The 20,625-nt window shown below is 38.5% G+C and carries 19 protein-coding genes; 13 read left to right on the top strand and 6 right to left on the bottom strand.

Annotated elements, in window-relative coordinates; translation table 11 throughout:
- The first annotated feature begins 38 nt into the window (after nt 1–38).
- The 6 genes from ACFX4E_RS07560 to ACFX4E_RS07535 all read left to right on the top strand — a co-directional run bounded on the left by ACFX4E_RS07560 (nt 39) and on the right by ACFX4E_RS07535 (nt 5,877).
- A complete protein-coding gene (locus tag ACFX4E_RS07560; protein WP_060746714.1) occupies nt 39–1,115 on the top strand; it encodes a sugar ABC transporter substrate-binding protein in 1,077 nt (358 codons plus the stop codon).
- Between the two features lie 16 nt (nt 1,116–1,131).
- Nucleotides 1,132–2,637 (top strand): sugar ABC transporter ATP-binding protein, encoded by a 1,506-nt coding sequence (locus tag ACFX4E_RS07555; protein ID WP_377257908.1) that lies wholly within the window; start codon nt 1,132–1,134, stop codon nt 2,635–2,637.
- On the top strand, nt 2,634–3,668 hold the full coding sequence (locus ACFX4E_RS07550; protein WP_028407894.1) for an ABC transporter permease: 1,035 nt from the start codon (nt 2,634–2,636) through the stop codon (nt 3,666–3,668). The genes ACFX4E_RS07555 and ACFX4E_RS07550 overlap by 4 nt, the downstream gene beginning before the upstream one ends.
- Nucleotides 3,669–3,754: 86 nt before the next feature.
- On the top strand, nt 3,755–5,095 hold the full coding sequence (locus tag ACFX4E_RS07545) for a CoA-disulfide reductase (RefSeq protein ID WP_377257905.1): 1,341 nt from the start codon (nt 3,755–3,757) through the stop codon (nt 5,093–5,095).
- Nucleotides 5,096–5,222: 127 nt separating this feature from the next.
- Entirely contained in the window at nt 5,223–5,360 is a 138-nt protein-coding gene (locus ACFX4E_RS07540; RefSeq protein WP_377258381.1) for a hypothetical protein, read from the top strand.
- Between the two features lie 277 nt (nt 5,361–5,637).
- Nucleotides 5,638–5,877, top strand: coding sequence for an aspartyl-phosphate phosphatase Spo0E family protein (locus tag ACFX4E_RS07535; RefSeq protein WP_013082228.1), 240 nt, complete (start codon nt 5,638–5,640; stop codon nt 5,875–5,877).
- 64 nt (nt 5,878–5,941) lie between these two features.
- On the opposite strand, the gene ACFX4E_RS07530 is transcribed toward ACFX4E_RS07535, so the two are convergent.
- Together ACFX4E_RS07530 and ACFX4E_RS07525 are read right to left on the bottom strand one after the other, a co-directional pair.
- Nucleotides 5,942–6,673 carry a ZIP family metal transporter gene (locus ACFX4E_RS07530; RefSeq protein ID WP_016763389.1) on the bottom strand — a complete coding sequence of 244 codons (732 nt, stop codon included), beginning with the start codon at nt 6,671–6,673 and terminating at the stop codon, nt 5,942–5,944.
- A gap of 156 nt (nt 6,674–6,829) precedes the next feature.
- Nucleotides 6,830–7,597, bottom strand: a complete 768-nt coding sequence (locus ACFX4E_RS07525) for a DUF4931 domain-containing protein (protein ID WP_028414160.1) — start codon at nt 7,595–7,597, stop codon at nt 6,830–6,832.
- A gap of 199 nt (nt 7,598–7,796) precedes the next feature.
- On the opposite strand from ACFX4E_RS07525, the gene ACFX4E_RS07520 reads away from it, so the two are divergent.
- On the top strand, nt 7,797–8,267 hold the full coding sequence (locus ACFX4E_RS07520) for a MarR family winged helix-turn-helix transcriptional regulator (RefSeq protein ID WP_153251898.1): 471 nt from the start codon (nt 7,797–7,799) through the stop codon (nt 8,265–8,267).
- Between the two features lie 170 nt (nt 8,268–8,437).
- Nucleotides 8,438–10,132 carry a M3 family oligoendopeptidase gene (locus tag ACFX4E_RS07515; protein WP_377258365.1) on the top strand — a complete coding sequence of 565 codons (1,695 nt, stop codon included), beginning with the start codon at nt 8,438–8,440 and terminating at the stop codon, nt 10,130–10,132.
- Nucleotides 10,133–10,212: 80 nt separating this feature from the next.
- Here the strand turns inward: ACFX4E_RS07515 and ACFX4E_RS07510 are convergent, their stop codons facing one another.
- Nucleotides 10,213–10,347 carry a hypothetical protein gene (locus tag ACFX4E_RS07510; protein ID WP_377257902.1) on the bottom strand — a complete coding sequence of 45 codons (135 nt, stop codon included), beginning with the start codon at nt 10,345–10,347 and terminating at the stop codon, nt 10,213–10,215.
- A gap of 132 nt (nt 10,348–10,479) precedes the next feature.
- Nucleotides 10,480–12,063 (bottom strand): PAS domain S-box protein, encoded by a 1,584-nt coding sequence (locus ACFX4E_RS07505; protein ID WP_377257899.1) that lies wholly within the window; start codon nt 12,061–12,063, stop codon nt 10,480–10,482.
- Between the two features lie 340 nt (nt 12,064–12,403).
- Here ACFX4E_RS07505 and ACFX4E_RS07500 point away from each other — a divergent pair, with 340 nt between their 5' ends.
- On the top strand, nt 12,404–12,670 hold the full coding sequence (locus tag ACFX4E_RS07500) for a hypothetical protein (RefSeq protein WP_013055972.1): 267 nt from the start codon (nt 12,404–12,406) through the stop codon (nt 12,668–12,670).
- A 50-nt stretch (nt 12,671–12,720) separates the two neighbouring features.
- Here ACFX4E_RS07500 and ACFX4E_RS07495 read toward each other — a convergent pair whose 3' ends face one another.
- Complete coding sequence (locus ACFX4E_RS07495; protein WP_377257896.1) at nt 12,721–14,835, bottom strand: ATP-dependent Clp protease ATP-binding subunit; 2,115 nt, start codon at nt 14,833–14,835, stop codon at nt 12,721–12,723.
- Nucleotides 14,836–15,254: 419 nt separating this feature from the next.
- Here ACFX4E_RS07495 and nhaC point away from each other — a divergent pair, with 419 nt between their 5' ends.
- From nhaC to ACFX4E_RS07480, 3 genes are all read left to right on the top strand, one after another.
- On the top strand, nt 15,255–16,637 hold the full coding sequence (gene nhaC, locus ACFX4E_RS07490) for a Na+/H+ antiporter NhaC (protein ID WP_050689424.1): 1,383 nt from the start codon (nt 15,255–15,257) through the stop codon (nt 16,635–16,637).
- A 291-nt stretch (nt 16,638–16,928) separates the two neighbouring features.
- A complete protein-coding gene (locus ACFX4E_RS07485; RefSeq protein ID WP_014461062.1) occupies nt 16,929–17,810 on the top strand; it encodes an alpha/beta hydrolase family protein in 882 nt (293 codons plus the stop codon).
- Between the two features lie 87 nt (nt 17,811–17,897).
- Nucleotides 17,898–18,023, top strand: a complete 126-nt coding sequence (locus tag ACFX4E_RS07480; protein WP_013082238.1) for a DUF6254 family protein — start codon at nt 17,898–17,900, stop codon at nt 18,021–18,023.
- Between the two features lie 65 nt (nt 18,024–18,088).
- Here ACFX4E_RS07480 and ACFX4E_RS07475 read toward each other — a convergent pair whose 3' ends face one another.
- Nucleotides 18,089–18,808: a 3-ketoacyl-ACP reductase gene (locus ACFX4E_RS07475; protein ID WP_377257893.1), complete on the bottom strand. Its 720-nt coding sequence runs from the start codon at nt 18,806–18,808 to the stop codon at nt 18,089–18,091.
- 207 nt (nt 18,809–19,015) lie between these two features.
- Between ACFX4E_RS07475 and ACFX4E_RS07470 the strand changes: the two genes are divergently transcribed.
- A complete protein-coding gene (locus ACFX4E_RS07470) occupies nt 19,016–20,623 on the top strand; it encodes a spore germination protein (RefSeq protein WP_377257890.1) in 1,608 nt (535 codons plus the stop codon).
- Nucleotides 20,624–20,625: the final 2 nt, after the last annotated feature.

Below are 20,625 nucleotides of genomic sequence, written 5' to 3'. Positions count from 1 at the left end.
ATTTTTATATGAATAATAAGTTTAATGGGAGGAACACCATGAAAAAGAGTAAAAAAATGCTGTGGCCACTTACTTTGCTCGTGCTTCTAGTCTTTGCGCTGGCTGCCTGCACGAAAGAACAGCCAAGTCTAAACGAGAAAGCACAGGCAGCTCCAGCGCAGCAAGCGGCTTCTGCTAAGCCTGTACAGCAAGAAGGAAAAAAGGTTACGAAAGATACAAAAATTGCGCTTATTTCTGAATTTACGTCAGGCACTCACGCTGCTCAGTACATAACAGGTGTGACAAAAGCGGCTAAAAAAGCAGGGGTACAGCTATCCGTTTCTGATTCAAACAATGATCAATCCAAAATGGCTGCTTATTTAGACACGGCTATTAACCAAAATGTTGACGGTATTATGATTGACCACGGCCGGGCTGAAACTCTTGAACCTGGCGTGAAACGCGCGATTGCAAAAGGAATTCCCGTTATTGCAACAGACGTAGAATTAAAAGTAGAAGGCGTTACAACAATTGACCAAGACGATTATATGCTTGCGCTGCAGGGTCTAAAACAAATGATGCAGGACATTAATGGAAAAGGAAACATTGTATATGCGTTTGTTGGAGGCTTTGCGCCGATGGAAAAGCGCGACAGCATTTATAAAATTATGATGAATCGCTACCCAGATGTAAAACAAATTGCTACGTTTGGAAGCGCAACGGACAACACCTCATTAGACACACAAAATAAAATGGCAGCTGTGTTGAAGCAGTATCCAAATAAAGGAGACATCGCGGCCGTTTGGGCACCTTGGGACGAATTTGCAAAAGGAGTAACAAGAGCGATTAAAGAAGCGGGACGAGACGAGATTAAAGTGTACGGAGTGGACTTATCTGATGAAGATCTGCAAATGATGCAGGCAAAAAACAGTCCGTGGAAAGCGTCAGCTGCCGTAAATCCAGCTTCAGTAGGAGAAAAGCAAGTTGATCTGCTTCTTAAAAAGATTTCCGGTCAAGAGATTCCTCGCTACTATTCATTTGATCCGGTTTTAGTCAAACAAACAGACTTGCCTAATCAAACGATTAATATGGATCAGCTTAGTCAGTACGTAAAAGAATGGGGCAATAAAGAATAGAAATGGAGGGACAGATATGACGAATGAGCTTTCAATGAAGAACATTACAAAAAACTTTGGTTCTTTTCAAGCGCTGAACAAAGTTGATTTTACTGTTCAAAAAGGGGAAATCCATGCTTTATTGGGAGCCAATGGTGCCGGTAAAAGTACGCTGATGAAAATATTGTGCGGAGCTTACGATGAGTACGAAGGAAACATATTCAAAAACGGAGAAGAAATCTCCATTTCTTCTCCTAAAGAAGCTAAGCGCCACGGCATCGGCATTGTACACCAAGAAGTCGATGTAGCGCTGATTCCTTCGCTATCAGTAGCTGAAAACATTGTGTTAGACGTGCAGACTTCTAATAAAAGTAAGACATTTGTAAACTGGAAATCTATTTATAAGAAAGCGGAAGAAGCTCTTTCTTTACTTGGCTCTTCTCTATCCGTTAAAAAAAATGTCGTTGACCTAACTCTATCAGAAAAACAGCAGGTGCTTATTGCACGTGCAATTGTACAGAATGTTGATTATTTAATTTTGGATGAACCAACTGCACCTCTTAGTGTGGAAGAGACGAAACAATTGTTTTCTGTGATGAGAGAGCTGAAGAAAAGCGGAGTAGGCATTATTTACATTTCACATCGCCTTCAAGAAGTGGTTGATATTTGCGACCGTTTAACCGTTTTAAAAGACGGACGCTATGTAGCTACAAAAGAAACTTCACATACATCGATTGAAGACGTGATTACGCTCATGTTAGGAACGTCTTCTGTAAAACAATGGGTCAAAAAATCAGTAGAAATTGGAAACGAACTGTTACATGTAGAAGCATTATCTCTTCCAGGGCGCCTTTCTAATATCTCTTTTCATGTAAAAGAAGGAGAAGTAGTCGGTATTGCAGGGCTTGTTGGAGCGGGGAAAACGGAGCTTTGCCGCAGTCTATTTGGTTTAGAACAATATGTGAGCGGCAACGTTCGATTAAAAGGCAAGAAATTAAAGTTGAATAAGCAGCCGTATTATTATATTGCACAAGGTCTTTCTCTTGTTCCTGAAGAACGAAGAAAAGAAGGAATTTTTGTTCATGAATCCATTGCCGATAACTTAGTTTTGCCAAGTCTGTCCCGCTTTACAAATTATTCATTTCTAAAGCGAGGAAAGATCAAAGAAAAAGCGCAGAAAACGACTGGGCAAGTTGGCGTAAAGTCTCATTCTATCGAGCAGTCAGTTGGAACGTTAAGCGGTGGAAATCAGCAGAAAGTAGCAATCGGAAAATGGCTTGTTACGGACTCTAGCGTGCTGTTGTTTGATGAACCAACTAAAGGGGTCGATGTGGGCTCCAAACGAGAAATATTCGACTTAATTACAAATCTTGTGTCACAGCAAAAAGGCGTTGTTTATGCAACCTGTGAATTCGAGGAACTGCTAGGGGTAGCGGATCGAATTTATGTTATGTACAACGGGAAAATCGTGAAAGAATTATCCAAAGAAGAAGCAACTAGTGAAAAATTATTTTATTATACAGCAGGAGGAGTAAAAGGATGAGTGCGGAGTATGTAACAGAACCTGTAGCGAAACCAAAGAGAAAAATAAGCGTTTTCGACTTTTTTTATAAATATGGGACAGTCTTAATGATTTTTGTTATTATGATTATTTTCTCCATTGCCACACCTAACTTTTTAACAGGAGAAAACATTAGTGATATCCTGCGCTCTATTTCCATTGTTACCTTAATAGCGCTTGGTGTAACGATATCGTTAACCGTCAACGGACTCGATTTATCTGTAGGGTCTACGGCTGGGTTAGCCACTATTTTATCAGCCTCTATGCTTGTTTTACACAGACAAGAAATTGCAGTCGCTATCATTGTTCCGATTATTGCATCGCTTCTTATCGGGTTAATAAATGCTTTTTTAGTAGTGAAAGTAAAGATTCCTGATATTTTAGCCACTCTTTCCATGATGTTCATCGTACAGGGGATTTTATTAACGTATACAAAAGGCTCAGCTATTTATACCAATATGCCTTTACCAAGCGGAGACAGAGCTCCGGGAATTTTTATTCCATCTTTCCTTGCGCTGGGGCAAGGTCACTTACTAGGTATTCCTGTTCCTGTTATCATTATGCTGCTGACTGTGCTGCTTGTTCATATCGTTTTTTCCTATACGAAGTTTGGGCGTTTTTTCTACGTAACAGGAGGGAACATAGAAGCAGCAAGACTTTCGGGCGTACCGGTTAATCGTTACCGTATGTATGCCTATATGTTTTCAGGTTTGCTTGCTGGAATTGGAGGAGTCGTTTTAGCTGCCCGTATTGGAGTAGGAGAAGTAAACGCGGGTTCACCATTTTTAATGGATGCCGTAGCTGCTACATACATTGGCTTTTCCGTATTTGGAGCAGGGAAACCGAATGTATTCGGGACACTGATTGGCTCTATTTTAATTGGTGTGCTGTTAAATGGGTTAACGATGCTAAATGTTCCGTATTATATGCAAGACATTATTAAAGGAGCTGTATTAGCAGGAGCCTTGGCTTTAACATATTACCGCTCGAAACAAACATCTACGGCTGTGTAAACAGCCGTTTTTTTTCGTTTGAAATCGGGAAGAATAAGGAAAAACAATAGTATAGCTTATTATTTATGTAGAAAGAGGGAGTATAGATGAAACGTGTCGTCATTATAGGAGGAGTAGCCGCCGGAATGAGCGCAGCTTCACAGCTTCGCCGGATGAAAGAAAAAGAAGAAGTGGAAATCCTTGTGTTTGAAAAAGGTGAAGATATCTCTTACAGCGCATGTGGCATGCCTTACTATCTGTCAGGAGTTGTAAAAGAAAAAGACGATTTGATTGCTCGGACGAAACAAGAATTTGAAGAGCGAAACATCTCCGTCCATCTTTTCCACGAAGTTAAAGAAGTAAATCATACAAAAAAATACATAGTAGTGCAAGATGTAAAGACGTCAACGGAAAAAGAGATAACATATGATGAACTCATCATTGCAACTGGAACAACGGCTGTTAAACCCAATTTTATGAGTGATCACATGCCGAATGTATGCACATTAAAGTCATTAGAAGACAGCGAAAGAATCTATACATATCTACAGGCTCACTCCGTAGAGAAAGTCACCATTATCGGCGGAGGATATGTCGGAATGGAAGTAGCTGAAGCAATGAAGGCTTTGGGAAAAGAAGTACGGGTTATTGAACAGGGAAAGCAGATTCTATCTATTTTAGATCAAGAAATGGCAGAGCATTTACAAAAGCAGCTAGATGACGATATTTTATTTCATTTCGAAGAAGAAGTGGAAGCATTGCTGCATTCAGATGGTTCCATCACTCACGTTCAAACAAACCGTCAAACGTATCAAACAGATTTAGTGATTGTAAATGTAGGAGTTCGTCCGAATACGCAATTCTTAGAAAGAAACGGACTAAGGATGCTTGAAAATGGAGCTATTTTAGTAAATGAGAAGTTGGAAACCAACGTGCCACATATCTACGCAGCAGGAGATTGTGCAACGAGCTATCACCGAGTATTAAAAAAAGATGTTCATATTGCTCTTGGAACCATTGCCAATAAGCAGGGAAGGGTTCTTGGTTACCGATTAGGGGGAGAAAGTCGAGAATTTCCCGGTGTTATAGGTACAAGTATTGTCAAAGTGATGGACTATGAAATCGGAAAAACCGGCATTTCAGAAAGAGAAGCAAGAGAAAATTCTCTTTTATACAAAGCCGTCACAGCCGAAGCTCCGAGTCATGCTTCTTACTATCCAGGAGCTGAAAAGATTGTGATAAAACTTGTTTATCATCCTGAAACAAAAGAGATTTTTGGGGTTCAAATGATTGGGAAAGAAGGAGTAGCAAAACGAATCGATGTATTTGCGACAGCTATTACTTGCCGCCTCACAACAGATGAAATAACCATGCTAGATCTTTCGTATGCTCCTCCTTTTGCTACGGTATGGGATGCTGTACAAATTGCTGCTCAGAAAGCTGAATAAAAAAGAGGTTGGGACAAAAGTAGTTGAGTCCAAGTAAAAAACGAACCATTCATCAACCTGTTTGATGAGTGGTTCGTTTTTTTTGTGATGGTGCACATCGTTTTATTTGTTTCGTTCCTTCTAGCAGTTGATTGGAGGGCAAGGCGAAGACTCCTGCGGGAAAAGCGGAACAGGTGAGACCCCGCAGGAGCGAAAGCGACGAGGAAACTCAGCGGCCGCCCGCGGAAAGCGAAGCCTTGCACGGAAATCAATTGCGGTGTCATAAGCAGTCCAGCTCATGTATCTCATTTGTTCGTCTTTCCATTAGATTTATTTCGTTATGTCTCAATCTTTTTTCGATTCGACAAGCAGCATCTTTTGTCGAAAAACAAGTTGTAAAAAAAAGATAAATGGTATTCCTATAGTAATGTAAGCGTTTGTAAATTCCGACAAAATAATTTTTTTGCAAAAAAAATGTCTATTATTGCGACTCTATTTACATATTTAGTAGAATTTGTAATAATGCGTTATAAGCTAATTTCTTTGTCATAGGAGAGGATTTTGTGTTTGGAGTGAGAAATAGAACGAAATCAGAGAGATTATTAGTAGAAATCGTCCAAAAAAGACAAAAGATGGTGCAGCTCGGAGAAGAAAAAGGTTTGACTAATGAAGAAACCGTTACCTGTAGTCAAGAGCTTGATCAGCTCTTACTCGTTTATCAAAAGCAGCGTTTAAAAGAAGAGGAAGAAAAGACATCGTTTGCCACACTGATTAGCCGCTTTTTATCTTTTTCAAAGCTGTAATGCAGGACAAGCATTCGGGATCGGGCAGTAAAACAATTATGCTGCCCGTGGCCTCTCTTCACTTTTAAAAAATGTTAATTAAAAAGATCATAAACAAAATACCAAAAATAAACGAATAAGTAGCAAATCTTTCGTTTCCATCGCCGTGACTTTCCGGAATCAACTCTTTATAAATAATAAAAAGCATGGCTCCAGCAGCAAAAGCTAATCCATATGAAACGAGAGAATCAACAAAATTAGTTAAATAAAACCCGAGTAAAGATGTTACAATCTCAACAGAGCCTGTAAGGGTAGCAATTAAAAATGCTTTTATTTTACTGATATTTTGCTGAGCTAAAAATAGCGCGACCAACAGTCCTTCAGGTGCATTTTGAAGACCGATTGCAAGGGCGATTAAGTTCCCTGTATTTTCAACATTTGAAGCGTAGCTAACACCAACAGACAGTCCTTCAGGAAGGTTATGCAAAGTAATAGCGGAAACAATTAAAAGTGCTTTTTCATCAAATTGAATGCCGGTTTTAGAATGTTCAAGGTCAATGTGAGGAATATTCTGCTCCAAGAGTGTTAATGTTACAACTCCAAGCAGTAAGCCAATTGCTAAGGAAAAAAATCCGCCGCTTTGAAGAGATTCTGGAATCAAGCTCATAGTAGAAGCAGCTGTCATAATACCTGCAGTGAGCGCAAGAAGTATATCTTTCCAGCGATGAGTGAGTTCTTGATTCAAAAACAGAATAGGCAAAGCGCCTACTCCAGTCGATAGCGCAGAAAGAATGCTTCCAATTAGTACCTCAGTCATAAACCGTCTCCTTTTACGTATTCTTCTTTTTATCCTCAATTCACATCGTTCTTTTAGTGTATGTTTTTTTGTTTTCTATGAGCATGACTATTTTAAAAATGAATAGCTTTATGCAATAACCTTACAAAAAAGTTGAACCAGTGAAGGTTCAACTTTTTAGGTAAAGTACAGCTCCTGAACTTGGTTAGCAATGTGCTCAAGCTTATTGGAAACTTGAGGAATGCCATATCCTACATACAAAGGAGATGTGGCAAAGCGAGGAATGATTTTCGCCGCAATTTTGCCGTTTTTAAGGTTATAAAAAAATAAGTTATAGCTCGTGCAGCTACGATGAAAATGATTTAATAAATAGTGAGCAGCCGTTTGAAGATAATCTGCAAATGTGTGCAGCTCTTTGTCAAGCTGATCCGTTATCACGTTAAATTCAAAAAAGCCCATTCTAGGTTTTACAGATAAATTAAATGTGACGTGTTCATTTTTGGCAATTGTGACTCCTTCAAACTGCTCGAGCTTAACATTTTCATTTACATCCATCTCATTTAAACCAATAATTTGCATATGAGGATGCCGTAACGATCCCCCAGACATAGGTCCATGGTTTTTGAAGAAAAGAACAGAAGCATATTCACCGCTGTTCATCATCGATATCCATCGTTCAGTAGCAAAGCTCAGCAAGGTGTACAGATGTTCTTTTGGATAAATAGACAGTTCTGAAGAACACTCATCGGTCTCAATAATAACCGTCTGATAAGCATCTTGCAGAACGGGAAATTTATTTTTCAGCCAAATGATAGGTCCTTGTTTTTCAATAATGCCAGTAAGAGATTCTACGTCGCAAAAGGGACAGGGGTTTTGCCGGTTAACGATTGTTTCAGGCTTTTGTGAACCAATCGCGGAATTAAATAATAAATGGGTTGGTTTCATAATCATTCACCTTTTTATGTAATGGTCATATGTTTATTGTATTAAAAGCATATGTATAAATCCACTTATATACATTTTTCATCGAAAAAATTGTACAAGCGGAGAGAATAACCGATGAAATAAGTCTGCTTTGATTGACTTTGAAGGGAAATTTTAGTATTATCTTGATATCAAGATAATATTAAAGGAACTGATTAAAATGACGAATGATGTAACTAGAGAAGAGTTAGACCAATCTCTTAAATTATTTATTGTACTATCTCGTGCCAATCGTTCAATTAATGATCATGTGCATAAATTTATTCAACAGCATGGAATGAATCCAACTGAATTTGCTGTCCTAGAGTTATTGTATCACAAAGGTCAACAGCCTCTGCAGCAAATTGGCGGAAAAATTTTACTCGCAAGCGGCAGTATTACGTATGTAGTAGACAAGCTTGAGAAAAAAGGCTTCTTAGAGCGCGTTGCTTGTCCGAACGATCGCCGTGTAACCTACGCAGCGATCACTCAGCAAGGCAAGGAAATGATTGAAAGTATGTTTCCGAGTCATGAAAAAAGAATTCATGATATTTTATCCGTCCTGTCTAGCGAAGAAAAGAAAGTTGCTATTTCGATGCTTAAGAAACTGGGGCACTATGCAGATGAATTTTTACCGGAATCGACTAATTAATTAAGGAAAGCTCGTTTGTTTCTGTTGAACAAACGAGTTTTTTCTATGACTTCTTTCATAACCAATCGACATAAAAAATAAAAAGTGACAAAAAATTGAAATTAACAGGAATACAGCTGGATAAAAACGAATTAGGTTACATACAGACAATAGAGGAAGGGGTACAAATGATGAAATTTGAGAATTATACATATACGCGACCTGATATGAATGAAATTGAAAAGCAGTTTGAAAAGGCCATTACACACTTTACGGAAGCAGCGTCAGTCAGTCAGCAAAACGAGGCAATTCGTCTAGCAAATGATGCGTATTCCCAGTACAGCACAATGGGGAACATCTGCTATATTCGTCATTCTATCGACACAGCGAATGAATTTTATAAGGAAGAACAAGACTATTTTGATGAAACACAGCCGCTTTTAGAAGGATGTGTAGAGAAATTTTACAAAGCGTTAATCTCTTCGCCTTTTAAACAGCAACTAGAAGAAAAGTGGGGCAAGCAGCTGTTCTCTCTTGCTGAAATGCAGTTAAAAACGTTCTCTCCGGAAATAGTAAAAGAGCTTCAGGAAGAAAATAAGCTATCGTCTCAATATACGAAACTAGTGGCGTCAGCTAAAATTTTATTTGAAGGCGAAGAAAGAACGTTAGCTCAGCTCGATCCGTTTATGGAGTCACCTGATCGAGAAATGAGAAAAAAAGCAGCAGAAGCGAAGTTTCAATTTTTCACCGATCATGAAGAGGAATTTGATGATATTTACGACAAACTTGTAAAAGTGCGGACCAAGCTTGCTGAAAAATTAGGCTATAAAAATTTCGTAGAAGTGGGCTATGCTCGTATGTCTAGAATAGGCTACGATGCTGAAATGGTTGCCGCTTTTCGAAAACAAGTAAAAGAGTATATTGTTCCCCTTACTGAAAAACTAAAAAAGCGTCAGCAGGAAAGAATTCAAGTAGAGAGCTTAACTTATTATGATGAACCGTTTCAGTTTGAAACAGGAAACGCAGTGCCAAAAGGTGATGAAAAGTGGATTATTGAAAATGGACGGATTATGTATAAGGAGCTTTCTAAAGAAACGGACGAATTTTTTTCCTTTATGCTTGAAAATAATTTGATGGATTTAGTCGCTAAAAAGGGCAAAGCAGGCGGAGGCTACTGTACGTTTATTGAAGAATACAAAGCGCCGTTTATTTTTTCAAATTTTAATGGAACATCAGGCGATATTGATGTGTTAACGCATGAAGCAGGGCATGCTTTTCAAGTGTATTCCAGCCGAGATATGGAAACCAATGAGTATCACTGGCCTACGCATGAAGGAGCTGAAATTCATTCGATGAGCATGGAGTATTTTACATGGCCTTGGATGGAGTTGTTCTTTAAAGAAGACAAAGATAAATACCAGTTTTCTCATTTAAGCTCAGGCTTAACTTTCTTGCCTTACGGGGTAGCGGTAGATGAATTTCAGCATGCTGTATACGAACGCCCTGAGATGACGCCTTCGGAACGAAAACAAACGTGGCGAGAAATTGAAAAGAAATATATGCCTTCTAAAAACTATGACGGCCATCACTATCTAGAAAGCGGGGGCTTCTGGCAGCGCCAGCTTCATATTTACACGTCTCCGTTTTATTATATTGATTACACGCTCGCTCAAATTTGTGCATTTCAATTTTGGAAAAAAGATCGAGAAAATCATGAACAAGCATGGCAAGATTACGTTCATTTGTGTAAGCTTGGCGGAAGTAAGCCGTTTTTAGAATTAGTGGAGGAAGCGAATTTGATCTCTCCATTCGAAGAGGGCTGCGTGCAGTCTGTAGTAGATGAAATTGAAAACTATTTAAATAGTATTGATGATAAAAAGCTATAAAAAAAGAGATTGAGACACAACAAAATCAATCCAATCTAAAGACGAACAAATGGGATAAACAATCTAGTATGAATCGCTTGTTACACCGCCGTTGATTTCCGTGCAAGGCTTCGCTTTCCGCGGGCGGCCGGTGAGCCTCCTTGGCGCTTATGCTCCTGCGGGGTCTCACCTATTCCTCTTTTCCCGCAGGAGTCTTCGCCTTGCCCTCCAATCAACAGCTAGAAGCACCTAGATTAAACCTATGCTCACCCTCATAATAAAAAATCCGAATGAGTTTGATTCTTAATCAAGAAACAAACTCGTTAGGATCTTTCTTCAACTAACATACTTTTGTTCCAGCCTCTTTTTTAATGATTAATTTCTTGTTCCCATAAAGGAATCGTAAGGGAAACGCTGGTTCCTTCGCCAACAGTGCTTTTAATCTCAAATGTTCCTTTATGCTGATACAAAATGTTTTTAATCACAACAAGTCCAAGACCGGTGCCTGAGGGCTTCGTAGTAAAAAAGGGCTTTTGAATATGCGTAAGCAAATTTGAGGGAATGCCGACTCCTGTATCTTTAATGAAAATAGTAAGATCTTTAGTATGCTGAGTAACGTTTAAATGAATTTCTCCTCCGCTAGGCATAGCTTCAAGCGCATTTTTTAATAAATTAATGAGTACTTGCTTAATTTGATTGGCATCACACCAGATGTATGTATGCGGGGCTTCCACCTGCGTTTTAACGACAACATTTTTTAATACACATTCTGATTCATACAGAAGAATAACGTCATTTAAAATAGTAGAGAATGCATGCTTTTTCATAACCGTATCATGAGGTTTAGCAAGCAATAAAAATTCTCCAACGATTGAGTTAATACGATTCAGTTCACTCAGCATGATGGTTGTATAAGAATGATAGCGGCTGCTGTCTTCATGAATAAGCTGAATAAATCCATTGAGAGAAGTAAGCGGATTTCGAATTTCATGAGCGATGCCCGCTGCCATTTCGCCGGCTAGAGATAACTTATCGGTTTGGCGAAGAAATTTTTCTGTTTCCTTTTCTTCGGTAAGATCGCGTGAAATACCAAAAAGCGCAACGACCTGTTTATCACGATTAAAAATAGGTGAAACAGTGCTTTCTACATCAATTATTTTTCCGTCTTTTCGCTTGTCCTGGGTTTCAAAGGCTACTAGCTTTTCTCCTTTTTTAACCCTTTCTAATCGGCTTTCAGCGTCGCCTTTTAAGCCGGCAGGAATAAATGGAATGGCTTTTCCCACAATTTCTTCAGCTTTCCATCCGTATATTTGCTCAAAAGCATTGTTTACTTTAATCACTTTACCGTCTAGACTGAACACGGCAATGGCGTCGCGATTGTATGTAAAAAAAGATTGTAAATACTCTTGAGCTGAATACAGTTCATCTTCGGTTTTGTTCATTTTGACCGTCGTAATAGCAATCAGTTTTTTAGAGAAATGAGCACAGTACAACAAAATAATCATTGTGATCAGCGTAAACAAAATGAAATAAACGATATCTAATTTCACGAAAGTCACAGATGTAAAAAGAGTGTTGCTTACATAAAAGTACAAAACAATTATTATGGACATTAATGTAGAAATTACAATAGCGACATAGCTATAATAAATAAAGCTAACAATAATTCCAAGAAACAAAAATAAATAATTAATAACAGCAGGTTCAATAGATGTCATGTACGCAATATAGGCATAATAGCATATAAAAAAAGAATACATAATGATAGCAGGATGAAAACGAAAGTAGTACATAGCCGTCACTATCAATAATAAAATTCCTCCGCTTATAAAAACAATCATATGAGGATCAGCTGCAATAAAGTGGTATAACACAATGTGGACAAAATATAGCAGCCAAAAAATAAGTAAAAGAATAAAATTCCGTTTTTTTATGAGGTTGTGTGATTCCATAAAAAATCCCTTTCTTAAATGGTGAATAATTTTATAGGAGAATAACTTTATAGTCAGCTAGTCGCACGATATAGTGATATATCACTCATATTAGCATAGTTACAACTGTGTGAATAGCTGAATTGAGCACTTAGACCAAGGAAGATAGATCTAGAATACAGCTAGTCATAAACTATTAAGGAAATATGAGGGGAATATGAACGAAATGAAGGGGATGTAAAGCTTTTGTGATAACCTTGTAAAAATGAACTTTTTTCTAATTGGATAGGCTATACTGCCAGTAGAGCCATATGAATGGTGACTACATAGAGGCTCAGATGATTCGAAGGGAGACGGTAAAATGAACAAAAGTTTATTAGTCAAGTTATTTGGATCACTTCTAGCAATTATGTTAATCACAGCATGCAACTCACAAACGGATGAAAAAGATGCCACAGAACAGCAAACAGAACAGTCGGATGATACTCAAGCGGAGGATACAACGACAGATGATTCACAGGAAACAATGAAGCAAGACGAAGCAGATGATTCATCTGGGGATGAAGCAGCTGATGATCAAGAAGAATCAACGGATAGTGCTGACGAAAAAACAGATGAAAGTAAATAAACGTAAGTATTTCTATAAAAAAAGCGACTCAAGTAGAGTCGCTTTTTCTATTAGTTTTGTACGGTGATTTCGCTTGCTTCATTTAACGTTACGTTCACTGTCGATACGTCTGCGTCATCTAAAAGTAAGTCTGTAATTCGATCTTCAAGCTGTTCTTGAATTGCTCGGCGGAGTGGTCTAGCACCGAATGCAGGATGATAGCCAAGTTCAGCCAGTTTTTCTTTTACTTCAGCTGCTACGCTCAGCGTGATGTTTTGTTCTTGTAATGTTTCTTTTAATTCAGCAAGCATAAGATCCACGATTTTAATCAAGTTGTCTTTTTCAAGATGATTAAATTCAATGATTGTATCAAATCGGTTTAAAAACTCTGGTTTGAAATAAGATGAAAGTGAATCTAAAACGGATGCCTGTTTAAGTGCGTCATTTTCTGCGTCAAACCCAACCGTAATTTTCTTTTCACCTACACCAGCGTTACTTGTCATAATGATAACTGTGTCTTTAAAGCTTACTGTGCGACCTTGACTATCTGTTAGACGTCCGTCTTCTAGAATTTGCAGAAACATATGCTGAACGTCTGGATGAGCTTTTTCAATTTCATCTAGTAAGATGATGGAATAAGGATTACGGCGTACTTTCTCTGTTAATTGTCCTGCCTCTTCGTGACCTACGTAGCCAGGAGGTGAACCGATTAATTTAGACACCGCGTGTTTTTCCATATATTCACTCATATCTAGACGAACCATAGCATCTTTTGAGCCGAATAGTTCTTCAGCTAATGTTTTGGTTAACTCTGTTTTACCGACACCTGTTGGGCCGACAAATAAGAATGAACCAATTGGGCGATGCTTCGCTTTCAATCCAGCGCGAGAACGTCGAATCGCTTTTGCTACTTTTTCTACAGCTTCCTGCTGTCCGATTACTTTTTGAGCTAAGTGCTCTGCTAAATGCTTCATTTTTGCTGATTCATTTTCTTGAAGTTTACCAACAGGGATACCCGTTTTCTTTTCAATAATTGCTTGAATGTCAGCGATATCCACATTCATTTTTTGCTGTTCTTCGTTTAGTTGTTTTTCAAGAGCAGCTTCTTCATCGCGCAGTTTTGCCGCTACTTCATATTTTTCATCCTTTAGCGCCTGCTCTTTTTCTTTTGTAATTTCTTTTAAGCGAGCGGCCGCGTCGTCTTTATTTGTAATGCCTGCCTGTAAGTTCATTTTTGAACCTGCTTCATCTAGCAAGTCAATTGCTTTATCAGGCAAGAAGCGATCTTGAATGTAGCGGTGTGATAAATTTACACAAGCGCGGATCGCTTCATCTGTATAGCTAACGCCGTGATAATCTTCATATTTACTTTGGATTCCTTTTAGAATTTCAACGGCTTCTTCTACAGACGGTTCGTGAACCATAACCGGCTGGAAGCGTCGTTCAAGAGCCGCATCTTTTTCAATGGAACGGTACTCTTTTAAAGTTGTAGCTCCGACTACTTGAAGTTCGCCTCGTGCAAGAGCTGGTTTTAAAATATTACTTGCGTCCATTGAACCTTCCGCTGAACCAGCTCCTACAAGAAGGTGAATTTCATCGATAAATAAAATCACGTTTTTTCGCTGTTGAAGCTCAGAAATTAACTGCTTCATGCGCTCTTCAAATTGACCGCGCACGCCGGTATTAGCTACGAGAGATGCTACATCTAACAGATATACATCTTTATTTAGCAGCTTGGCAGGAACTTTTCCTTCCGCAATTTTTAAAGCTAACCCTTCAACAACAGCTGTTTTACCAACACCAGGTTCTCCGATTAGCACCGGGTTGTTTTTGTTTCTTCTATTTAAAATTTCAATGACGCGCTCTACTTCTTCTTCGCGGCCAATAACAGGGTCAATCAATCCCGTTTTCGCAATTTGAGTTAAGTTTCGACCAAATTGATCTAAAAAGCCGCCGCCGCCATTTCCTTGCTGTGGCTGCTCCGGTGCAGCTTGTTCGTGCGCCATTTGCTTGAATAAATCATCGATGTTCATAAAGGCGCCACCTCCAAAACCTGATGGGATTTTATGTTCTTTCATAAGTGCTTGATAACATGTATGACATAAACGATATTGAGATTTTTGGTTATTTGTTTGTACATTTAATTGAATAGATGCTTCACGTTTATTACAGTTTTGACAAATCATTTAATTAGCCTCCCTAAATGATTTTAATCGAAGATCAGCAGGTGTTTGACCTTTCTTGACCTTTCGTAATTTTATTATACTTTGACCTTTTTTGACTTTCAAGTCTTTTGCTTAAAAAATTTTTGAAGGAAGTTCCTCGCTTATGTACAAAAGGCAGTACATTAAAAAAAGATGTGTTTTATGTGTACCCGTTCTATACATGTAAAAACATAAGAGACATTTTGTACAATGATCTGCTTGGAGAGGGAATTAATATTAATAAGAAGAAAAGTGGAAAGATGAGTGCAGAGCTTACCGTTGGATAAAATAAGTTATTGACAGCAAGAAGGATAAAAATTATACTCAAGAAGGTTTGCACTTAACTGCATAAAAGCATAAAAGCGTTTAAGTGAAAAAGAAAGATAGAAAGGGAATACCTCATGAAAAAAGAAATTTCATTTATACAATCAATAGCGGTGGTTTTGGTGCTATTAGCTATTATTTTTGTTTCATTATTTACGTTAAAGCTGCCGCCTCATATTCCGCTGATATTTGGTGTAGCATTTATTAGTGTGATTGGCTTTTTGTTGAAATATAAGTGGACAGAAATGGAGAAAGGGATTTTAGACGGTGTTAGACTGGGCATTAAGCCTATCCTTATTTTAATGCTGATCGGGATGCTTATTGCGATTTGGATGGTAGGAGGAACGATACCGACGATTTTATCCTACGGTTTCCACTGGATTTCACCGCAGTACTTTTTAATTAGCGCTTTGGTTATTACCGTATTAGTTTCAACATTCACGGGAAGTTCATTAACAACCGTCAGTACGGTAGGGGTCGCTTTATTTGGCGTAGGAACTGCTATTGGTGTACACCCAGGGCTAGCAGCGGGGATGATTGTTTCAGGAGCTGTGTTTGGAGATAAGATGTCTCCCTTGTCTGATACAACAAATTTTGCTTCTGGTATCGTTGGAGTGCCGCTTCCTAAACATATTCAGCACATTACGTGGACGACGGTTCCAAGTATTGTTATTACAGCAATCATTGCACTGGTAATTGGAATCAACGGAAATCAGGAAAGCGTCAATTACGGGGAAATTCAAGGAATTCAAGACGCATTAAAACATACGTTTAATTTACACGTGTTAACGTTGCTTTCTCCACTTTTAGTTCTTATTTTTTCGATGAGAAGAGTCGATGTACTGCCAACGTTAGTTTTAGGTATTGTAACGGCCATCATTACAGGAATGATCACACAGCATGAATTTACGCTGAGTCAATTGCTAGGCGTTCTTCAAAGCGGGCCGGCAGTAGAGTCAGGAAATAAAGTAGTGGATGCGATTGTGAATAAAGGGGGACTGCAGTCCATGATGTTTTCTATTTCCCTTATCATGATTGCCTTGTCGCTAGGTGGCTTGATGAGAGCCGTTGGAATTATTGATGCTTTGTTAGAAGGATTAGCAAAACAAATTCGCCGCAGCGGAGACGTTATTTTTGCTACGCTTCTATCTTCAATTGGAGTGAACGTTATTACAGGCGAACAGTATTTATCGATTCTCTTGCCTGGACAGACGTTTAAGCCGCTGTATGAAAAATGGAATTTAGATCCAAAAAACTTATCACGAACGCTTGAAGACGGCGGAACGGTTATTAATGCTATTATTCCGTGGGGTGTCAGCGGTGCTTTTATTTCAACTGCATTAAATATTCCCGCAGCTGACTATATTCCATTTACATTCTTTAGCATTCTCTGTCCGATCTTTTCAGTTATTTTAGCATATACAGGCATTGGCATTGCCAAGAAAAAAGCTCAGTCTTAACTGGGCTTTTTTTTTGGAAAAAGGACAGGTAAAAAACGACAAAAAAAGTATCATTCCACTTTTCAAATCTATAATTTAATAATACAATTTACTATACGTCTTTCTTGTTAATGTATTTGTATGAATTCTTATTTCTTTACAGATGAAGAAATTTGAGTTTTGCGGTATGATAAATAAGCTGTATTGGCGATGGGATGAATGCCCTTTTTAGCAAACATTTAAGAAGGGTAAAGCCAAATGAAAACACTCATTATAAAAGAGAAAAGATATTTATTGAGGAGAGGGTTTCTGTTGAAAAAATGGGGCATCATTGCATTAATCACTGTAGCTGTGCTCGGTGTGACAGCGGTTTTCAACCGAGCTGAAAGTGATGATGTAAATAAAGAAAAATTGAATTTATTATCGCCTTATTCAAATAAAGTAGATGTATATAGCATTACGTATCCTAGTGATAATTTAAAGATAAAAGGGTTTTTAGTACAGCCTAAAGACATTGCAGACAAACATTATCCGCTTTTAGTATATAATCGCGGAGGAAATCGCGAACATGGCATGATTCGCGCAAAAACACTGCAGTACTTATCATATTGGGCAAGTAAAGGCTACGTGGTGGTTGCGACTCAATACAGGGGAAATGGCGGAAGTGAAGGTACAGAGACGTACGGCGGTAAAGATATTGACGACGTGTTAAATCTTATTAAGTGGGGAGAACAGCTTCCTTATGTAAATCACCAGCAAAAGGTAGCGCTAGGATATTCACGCGGCGGCATGATGACGTATTTAACGATGAAAAACGGCGTTAAATTTGATGCAGTTGTCGTACAATCAGGTATTACAGACATGTTTCAATTCTATGATCAAAGAGGGCCTGAAATGAAACAAGTGCTGCGGACGATTGTAGGAGATCCGGCGCAGTATCCGGAGAGGTATAAAAGTCGTTCTGTTGTTTATTGGAGCGATAAAGTAAATTCACCTCTTTTGATTTTACAGGGTGATCATGATCGTAAAGTTCACCACACGCAGGCTGAAAAGCTTGTGAAACAATTAGATGAGCAGGGAAAAGAATACAAATATGTACTGTACAAAAACGGAGACCATCCGCTAACTGCTTATTATGATCAATATAACGCGGAAATTGATAAATGGTTTAAAATACATTTAGCTAAGCAGTAAAGAAATTGGAAGCAGTTTTGATGAATGGAAAAGAGCAGCTTGTTTGATCCTACTACATGTAAGCATATAAAAAGGGGATGAAGCAAAATGACTCAGTCTAAAAGTCAAAAAGAGCGTCAGTGGAATGTGCGAAAACAATCACAAAACCCATCGCATGGAAAAGTGAAATCTTTTGAAGAACTATCAGAAGAAATCACGCCTAAACGTAAATAAGGTAACCACCATATAAAGGAAGATACAAAAAAGGAGAGCTGAAGCTCTCCTTTTTCTATGTTTGTTTATGGATTTGTGGACCACATGCCCGCAGATTTGATAAAAATACGAGGATGCAATTTTAATTGTGCGACCATAATTTCTGCTAAGTCTTCAGACTGCATCACTTTATCAGGATTGCCATCCGTTAAGTTTTCTTTATACGCTAATTCCGTTGCTACTGTACTTGGTGTTAGAGCTGTTACACGAATATTGTGTTTGCGCACTTCTAACGCTAGAGATTCAGTTAAGCCGAGCACGCCAAATTTTGAAGCGCTGTAAGCACTTGTAACGGGAGCGCCTTTTTGACCAGCAGTGGATGAAATATTGATAATGTCTCCACCATTTTTTTCGATTAATTGAGGTAGAACGGCGCGCGTTACGTAGTAAACGCCCATTAAATTCACATCAATGATTTGTTTCCACTCAGCTGGGTCTAGCTCTAAAAAGCTTCCGAATTTACCGATTCCTGCATTGTTGATTAAGATATCCGTTGCCCCTAATTTTGTATGTAGATGCTCAACTGCTGCGTTTACTTCTTCCATAGAAGAAACATCTGCTGTTGCATAAGCAACTTGTACATCAAATGCTTCTAGTTCAGAAGCAACAGCCTTTAAATCTGCCTCTGTACGAGCAATTAAACCGATATTTACGCCTTCTTTTGCTAATTCAATCGCAGTTGAACGACCGATGCCTTTTCCTGCTCCTGTAATAAGAGCTACTTTGCCTTTAAGTGATTGTGCCATGTATAGACTCCTTTCAATGTTCCGCATAAACATTCTTCATAATAACAAAGAATTATCCATTACTATCCTATAGAAATGCACAAATGATGTCAAAAATAAAGATTATTAAAATGGCTTCAAGTATAAATTTCCTTTTCATACAAAAACTATAGAGACTAAAAAGAAGAAATTCCGTTTCTTTTCGTTCAATGTAGTGGAGGATGAACAATGCGTATAAAAAAACTATCTGAGTTAACGAATAAATCCAAACAGCGGAAAGAAAAAGCTGACGAATCGAAGGACTCTAAGGACACTAAGGATACTAGTGCTTCTTCTACACAGGAAGAGCAGAAATTATCTGAGAGGGCGGGAGATAATTTATCCCGCATGAAAAAAGCATTGGGACAGAGCACGGATTTAGTTGTGCGAGAGTTTCGAATTTCGATTGAAGAAAAATTTACTTTAGGTGTTGCTTACATCGACGGATTAGTAAATAAAGACGAAGTTGAACACTATGCGCTAGACTCCATTATGCACTATCACGATGAACATTTAACACATGATGATGGCATTGTTAATATGTACGAATTGATTAAAAGCTATAGTTTGGCAGCGGGTGAAATCATGGAAGCAAAGACATTGGATGATGCTCTTCTTCATGTGTTATCAGGAGATACCGTACTGTTTTTAGAAGGATATCAAACGTGTATTGTGGCAAGTACAAGAGGGTGGAGAGACAGGGCTGTTTCTGAACCACAGTCTCAAACCGTTGTAAGAGGGCCTCGAGACAGTTTTACAGAAACACTGCGAACCAATACCGCATTGATTCGGCGCCGAATAAAATCTCCAAAACTTTGGATTGAATCACAGCAAATAGGAGAGTTTACAAAAACGGATATTGCGCTCGTTTATATAGACGGCATTGCGGATGAACAGGTCATTCAAGAGGTAAATGAGCGTCTTTCCAAAATTGATATAGACGGTATTTTGGAGAGCGGATATATCGAAGAGTTGATTCAAGATGAAGATTATACACCTTTTCCTACTATGCATAACACGGAGCGTCCAGACTCGGTGGCAGCAGGTCTTTTAGAGGGGCGAATAGCCATTTTAGTAGACGGTACACCTTTTGTATTAATGGTTCCTGCCTTATTTATTCAATTTTTTCAAGCGGCCGAAGATTATTACCAGCGCGCAGATATTAGTACATTGATTCGCTTAATGCGCTACATGGCATTTTTCTTAGCTCTTTTAACACCTTCTGCTTACATTGCTTTAACTACTTTTCATCAAGAGATGCTTCCTTTTGCTTTGTTAATTAGTATTGCAGCTCAAAGGGAAGGTGTTCCGTTTCCTGCTATTATTGAAGCGTTTATTATGGAAATTACGTTTGAAATTTTGCGAGAAGCGGGAGTCCGATTGCCTCGAGCAGTAGGTTCAGCTATTTCGATTGTGGGAGCACTCGTTTTAGGAGAAGCCGCCGTACAAGCGGGATTAGTTTCACCTGCAATGGTTATCGTTGTATCCATCACCGCTATTAGTAACTTTGTGTCACCCGTGTATGATATGGCTATTGCAGTAAGGATGCTGCGCTTTATCTTAATGGTTTTAGCAGCTACTTTTGGCTTGTTCGGTATTATCCTGGGGCTAATTTTAATGATTTTACATTTATGCAGCTTAAGGTCATTTGGAGTCCCTTATATGACACCTATGGCTCCATTTGTGAAGCGTGATCAAAAGGATGTTCTGATTAGACGTTCGATTAAAAAAATGAAAACAAGGCCAAAGCTTATTAACGAGAAGAATATTTCACGTCAAAAGACGCAAAAAAACTAAAC

The sequence above is a fragment of the Priestia sp. YIM B13491 genome, assembly GCF_042787605.1.
In the GTDB taxonomy this organism is placed as follows: Bacteria; Bacillota; Bacilli; order Bacillales; family Bacillaceae_H; genus Priestia; species Priestia megaterium_E.
This window is presented reverse-complemented; position numbering and strand designations above follow the sequence as displayed.

Coding starts and splice junctions, on each gene's coding strand:
- ACFX4E_RS07560 (WP_060746714.1), top strand. CDS start 39: ATGAAAAAGAGTAAAAAAATGCTGTGGCCACTTACTTTGCTCGTGCTT.
- ACFX4E_RS07555 (WP_377257908.1), top strand. CDS start 1,132: ATGACGAATGAGCTTTCAATGAAGAACATTACAAAAAACTTTGGTTCT.
- ACFX4E_RS07550 (WP_028407894.1), top strand. CDS start 2,634: ATGAGTGCGGAGTATGTAACAGAACCTGTAGCGAAACCAAAGAGAAAA.
- ACFX4E_RS07545 (WP_377257905.1), top strand. CDS start 3,755: ATGAAACGTGTCGTCATTATAGGAGGAGTAGCCGCCGGAATGAGCGCA.
- ACFX4E_RS07530 (WP_016763389.1), bottom strand. CDS start 6,673: ATGACTGAGGTACTAATTGGAAGCATTCTTTCTGCGCTATCGACTGGA.
- ACFX4E_RS07525 (WP_028414160.1), bottom strand. CDS start 7,597: ATGAAACCAACCCATTTATTATTTAATTCCGCGATTGGTTCACAAAAG.
- ACFX4E_RS07520 (WP_153251898.1), top strand. CDS start 7,797: ATGACGAATGATGTAACTAGAGAAGAGTTAGACCAATCTCTTAAATTA.
- ACFX4E_RS07515 (WP_377258365.1), top strand. CDS start 8,438: ATGAAATTTGAGAATTATACATATACGCGACCTGATATGAATGAAATT.
- ACFX4E_RS07505 (WP_377257899.1), bottom strand. CDS start 12,063: ATGGAATCACACAACCTCATAAAAAAACGGAATTTTATTCTTTTACTT.
- ACFX4E_RS07500 (WP_013055972.1), top strand. CDS start 12,404: ATGAACAAAAGTTTATTAGTCAAGTTATTTGGATCACTTCTAGCAATT.
- ACFX4E_RS07495 (WP_377257896.1), bottom strand. CDS start 14,835: ATGATTTGTCAAAACTGTAATAAACGTGAAGCATCTATTCAATTAAAT.
- nhaC (WP_050689424.1), top strand. CDS start 15,255: ATGAAAAAAGAAATTTCATTTATACAATCAATAGCGGTGGTTTTGGTG.
- ACFX4E_RS07480 (WP_013082238.1), top strand. CDS start 17,898: ATGACTCAGTCTAAAAGTCAAAAAGAGCGTCAGTGGAATGTGCGAAAA.
- ACFX4E_RS07475 (WP_377257893.1), bottom strand. CDS start 18,808: ATGGCACAATCACTTAAAGGCAAAGTAGCTCTTATTACAGGAGCAGGA.
- ACFX4E_RS07470 (WP_377257890.1), top strand. CDS start 19,016: ATGCGTATAAAAAAACTATCTGAGTTAACGAATAAATCCAAACAGCGG.